This is a genomic window from Secundilactobacillus sp. MJ173 (assembly GCF_059704265.1).
The window spans coordinates 1-5,352 of sequence record NZ_BAAKGN010000021.1 but is presented as its reverse complement, the minus strand read 5'-3'; the positions used below and the strand labels follow the sequence as shown (position 1 = coordinate 5,352).

2 protein-coding genes are annotated in these 5,352 nt (G+C 40.6%); both read right to left on the bottom strand.

Going from position 1 to position 5,352, the window contains the following annotated elements:
- Positions 1–4,305 (bottom strand): leucine-rich repeat domain-containing protein (locus AC6H04_RS03460; protein WP_497570369.1); only part of this gene is annotated, 4,305 nt, incomplete at its 3' end.
- A gap of 280 nt (positions 4,306–4,585) precedes the next feature.
- Positions 4,586–5,352: LPXTG cell wall anchor domain-containing protein (locus AC6H04_RS03455; RefSeq protein ID WP_497570368.1), on the bottom strand; the 767-nt coding region annotated here is incomplete at its 5' end.

The following is a 5,352-nucleotide window of genomic DNA, read 5'->3' as shown; positions in this document are numbered from 1 at the left end:
GGTCCCCTTGATTTGATTCCCTGAAAAAGCGTCCACACCAATTGCTGCTACTTTTGAGTTTGAATCCGAACCTGTATCACCAAATTGTAACTGATCAATTTGATTATTCGCAAAAGCTCTCGCACCGATGCTGATAACTGAGTCAGGGATTTCGACAGTGCCACTAATTTGATTATGTGATGTATTCGGTAAACTTGTATCATGTGCAAAAGCATCGTTTCCAATGATTTGAACATGATTACCCAATTTAACACCGCTAATCCAATTTTCTGCAAAAGCTCTCACACCGATGCTGATAACTGAATCTGGAATCGTAACAGTATCACTAATTCTGTTAACCGAAAAAGCATCTTGACCGATTGTTTTAACGCCACTACCTAACACTACGGAGCTAATTGTATTTTTGGTAAAAGCATCCTGACCGATACTAGTCACTGTATCAGGAATCGTGACAGTACCAGTAATATTCTTATCACTGAAGGCATAAGCGCCAATTCCGGTAACTTTCTTCCCGTTGTAAGTGCTTGGTAACGTGAGATAATTTAATCGCCCATCCTGGGATTCAGTACCAAGATAATTCTGCAAATTGCCATTATAGCCAGTAATGGTGTACGTACCATCACTATTTTGAGTATACGTATAATCTGTTAACTGCGTATATGTCTTTAAATCCGCGCCAAGTGTCCAATAATTACCAGCCACATCCTTTGCAACTACAGTCGTTTTAGGATCAAAGGCATTCTGACCAATTGTATCGAGTTTTTGACTCAGCGCTACTGCATTTATGTGATTGTTCGCAAAGGCGTTCATCCCAATTGATGTTACACTAGCAGGAATCGTGACAGTATCACTAATTTGGTTACCCGAAAAAGCGTCCTCGCCAATTATTCCAACACTTTTACCAAGGATTAATCCATTAATTTGGTTATTCGTAAAAGCCCGTGTACCAATACTAGTCACTAAATCTGGAACTACCACAGGACCACTAATCCGATTGACCGAAAAGGCGTCCTCACCAATTGTTTGAACACTTTTACCAAGAGTTAATCCAGTAATATTATTGTCCGTAAAAGCCCGCGTACCAATACTAGTCACTGAATCCGGAACTACCACAGGACCACTAATCTGATTGACCGAAAAGGCGTCCTCACCAATTGTTTGAACACTTTTACCAAGAATTAATCCAGTAATATTATTGTCCGTAAAAGCTCGAGTACCAATACTAGTTACCAAATCTGGAACGTTAATAGTACCGCTAATTTGGTTAGCTGAAAAAGCATCTTGCCCGATTGTTTTAACGTTGCTGCCCAACACCACAGCACTAATTTTATTTCTGGTAAAAGCATCCTGACCGATACTAGTCACTGTATCAGGAATAACAATTTTACCGCTAATACCGGCATCTGCAAAAGCGCCATCAGCAATTTCAGTTACTTTTTTACCATCGTAAGTACTTGGTAACATAACATCATGAGATTCAGTACCAAGATACTTCTGCAAATCACCAGTATATTTTGCGATGGTATATGTTCCATCGCTATTAAGCTCATAATCATAATCCATTAGCTGCGTATAGGTAACCTTGCCATCTTGATCCATAGTGGGCTTCCAATAATTACCGTCTGCATCCTTCATGGCTACTAAAGTGTTCCCATCAAAAGCATCTTGACCAATGACATCAACTTTTTGACCCAATGCTACTGTGCGAATTTGGTTATTCACAAAAGCATTCATACCAATTGTTTGAACACTTTTACCGATGGTTAATCCACTAATTTGGTTATTCATAAAAGCGTTCATACCAATTAACGTTACACTATCAGGAATCGTAACCGTACCGCCGATCTGATTACCCGAAAAAGCGTCCTCACCAATCGTCTCAAGCTTTGAATTTGAATCTGTATCACCAAATTGCAGATGTTTAATTCGATCATTCGTAAACGCATTCTGACCAATACTAATTACTGAATCTGGAATAATAACTGTACTAATATTATTGTTCGAATTTGTGTCACTTGGGTTACGTGAAAAAGCATCCTCGCCAATTACCTGTACACCCTTACCCAAGTCTAACGTTGTAATATCATTATTTGCGAAAGCATCACTATCAATTTTGATAATCGAATCAGGAATTGTGACACTACCACTAATGCTTTTATGATTAAAGGCATTAGCCCCAATCTCAGTTATTTTCTTACCGTTGTAAGTACTTGGTAACGTAAGGTTAGTTAGTTCATCCTTGGATTCAGTACCAAGATACTTCTGTAAATTACCGGTATATCCTGTAATAGTATATGTGCCATCATCATTTGAAGTATAAGAATAATCCGTTAGCTGCGTATATGAGGTAACCTCGCCACTTGTAGGATCCGTAACTGGTGACCAATAATTACCATCCGCATCTTTTACAACTACAGTCGCATCAAAAGCATTTTGTCCAATCGCGTCAACCTTTTCGCCAAGTCCAAGGGTTACTGCACTAATTTGATTGTTCACAAAAGCATTTTGATCAATTGTGGTTACACCATCAGGGATCTTGAGGGCACCACTAATTTGATTGCCTGAAAAAGCATCCTCGCCAATCGTCTCAAGCTTTGAACTTGAATCAGATGTGGAATCACCAAATTGTAGCTGTGTGATTCGATTGTTCGTAAACGCATTCTGTCCAATACTAGTTACTGAATCTGGAATGGTAACTGCGCTAATGCCACGATCAGGATTAGCGTTACTTTTCTGAATTGAAAAGGCATCGTCGCCAATTATTTGCACATTCTTACCCAAATTCAACGTTGTAATATCATTGTTCGCAAAAGCATCATTATCGATTTTAGTAATTGAATCAGGAATTGTGACAGTGCCAGTAATATTCTTATTATTAAAGACAAAAGCCCCAATTTCAGTTACCTGCTTACCATCGTAAGTACTTGGTATCGTAAGATTAGTTATTGACCCGTCCTGAGATTCAGCACCAAGATATTTCTGTAAGTTGCCGGTATAGTCCGTAATCGTATATGTGCCATCCACATTAAGGGCATATTTATAATCAGTTAACAGCGTATACGTCTTTAAATCAGAACCTAGTGTCCAATAATTACCATCCGCATCTTTCGCAATGACAGTTGTTTTAGGATCAAACGCATTCTGACCAATTGTATCAATCTTTTGGTCAAGCATTACGATACTAATTTGGTTGTCCGCAAAGGCATTCATAGCAATTGACGTTACACTACCAGGAATTGTAATAACGCCACTAATCTGATTGCCAGAAAAAGCGTCCACACCAATCGTTCCAAGCTTTGAATTTAAATCAGATACTGAATCACCAAACTGTAACTGTTTGATTTGTACATTTGCAAAAGCTCTGTCACCAATCTTAGTTACTGAATCTGGAATGATAACTGTATTAATATCATTATTTGATCTTGTGTCACTGGTATTACGTGAAAAGGCATCGTCGCCAATTACTTGCACGCCCTTACCCAAATTTAACGTCGTAATATCATTATTCGCAAAAGCATTACTACCAATGTTGGTAATCGAATTAGAAATAGTAACAGCACCACTAACATTCTTATAATTAAAAGCCCCATCAGCAACTGCTGTAATCGGGTCACCGTTATAAGTATCGGGTAAAGTAATATCTTTAGCAGACACCGCTTCAGGGGTTGTACCACCCGCTAAGTACTTTTGTAGTTCGCCTGTATATCCCGTAATGGTGTACGTTGAGCTATCTGTACTTTGACTGTAACTATAATCCGTTAATTGGGTATAAGTGTTAACCCCGGTCTTTTCATCCGCTACTGCTAGCCAATAGTTACCGTCTGCATCTTTCTTAACGTCAGCGACTTGAGCTTTTTCTTTGGTTTCAGCCGAAGAAGTTGCCGTTTTTTCATTGCTTGATGAGTCGAATTTTAACGAATGTCCGTTTACATCAACATCAGTAGCTGACTTACTTTCACTGGATTGGCTTGAATCGTCTGTACTCGAGGAACTCGAGCTATCCGTACTTGATGTATTTGAAGCTCCTGACGATGCTGTATCTGAGCTACTCGACTGACTGCTAGAAGCGGTACTGCTGGTATTTGTTACCGATGTAGCGTTACTGCTCGATACCGATGATTCATCATTCTTTGCTGGATCCTTTTCATCTGAGCTTGAACTTGCTGGTGCCTCAGAAGACGAAGAAACATCATTGGCGGTGGTTTCTTGAGTTGTTGTCCCTTTGGCATCCGCAACTGCCTGAACACCAGTTACCGCCATGCTGAAAGTAAATCCTGTCAACAGCGTGACGGTGACTACTCCCATACGTACCCAGCATTTTTCGATATTGCACTCAATTTGCTGATGGTGCGACTTTTTTTGTTTACTTGATTGATTGATATTTCTCATATAACTATGCTGCTCCCTGTTTAATGTCTGATAATTACGACCATCTATTAGTTTTGATGGATACTTAGATTACTATACCACTCCTGTTTTCACATACCATATCAATTAACCAATTTACAAAATATGTTTCACAATCATCAAAAAAGGTCTTCGTAGGTAGGATAACCTTGCGAAGACCTTTTTTGATTACTATTAATTAATCTTTTTCGTGTTTTCGATGCGCAAGACCAAACCAGCCAAGGATGCTTAGCAGCAATCCGCCAATAAGTGTTGGTTGAGTTGGTGTTGTTTCATCCGTCTGTGGTAGTTGCGGTAGTTGCGCCTTAGATGAACCTGTCTGATGCTTAGACGTTGTTAAACGCGCTGTTTGCACCGTTCTCTCAATTTCAACTGCCCGACCACTATTACTATCTTCGTGTAGACCAGTCGCTGCAGTTAATGAGGACTGTTCACCTGCCGAAACTTGGCCTGCTTGCGAGTCACTCGTCGAAATAGACGGTCGCGTATGTGGCGTCACTGCACCGCCGTTATCAGTTGATGAATTGGGTTGCTCTGGATCAGTTGGTACTTGACCATTCGATTGGCCGGTAGTTGTAGTAGATCCACCACCATTACCATTTTCAGGTTGTGCTGGCTGTGCTGGTGGCGTTCCTGTATCATCTTGGGCAACTAGCGGAATGACCACCGTTTGGTTGGTAGCTTGGGCTATAATCAGCGGTAATTCACTGATTGGAATGGCCAACTGCCAGCCAGCCGGAACATAGGCCAGAACTTGATAACGGTCAAATGGCGTTCCAGGAGTACCGATTAACTGAGCACTTCCTTGTACCGTACCATCTGGAGTTTCATAGTTGACCGTGGTAGTCGTGGCTTCCACTACTGGTCCGATTTCAGTCTTGGTTTGGGCAGCCAACGGGATAACGATTGTTTGATTCCCGGGCTGAGCCACTAGTTTCGGCAACT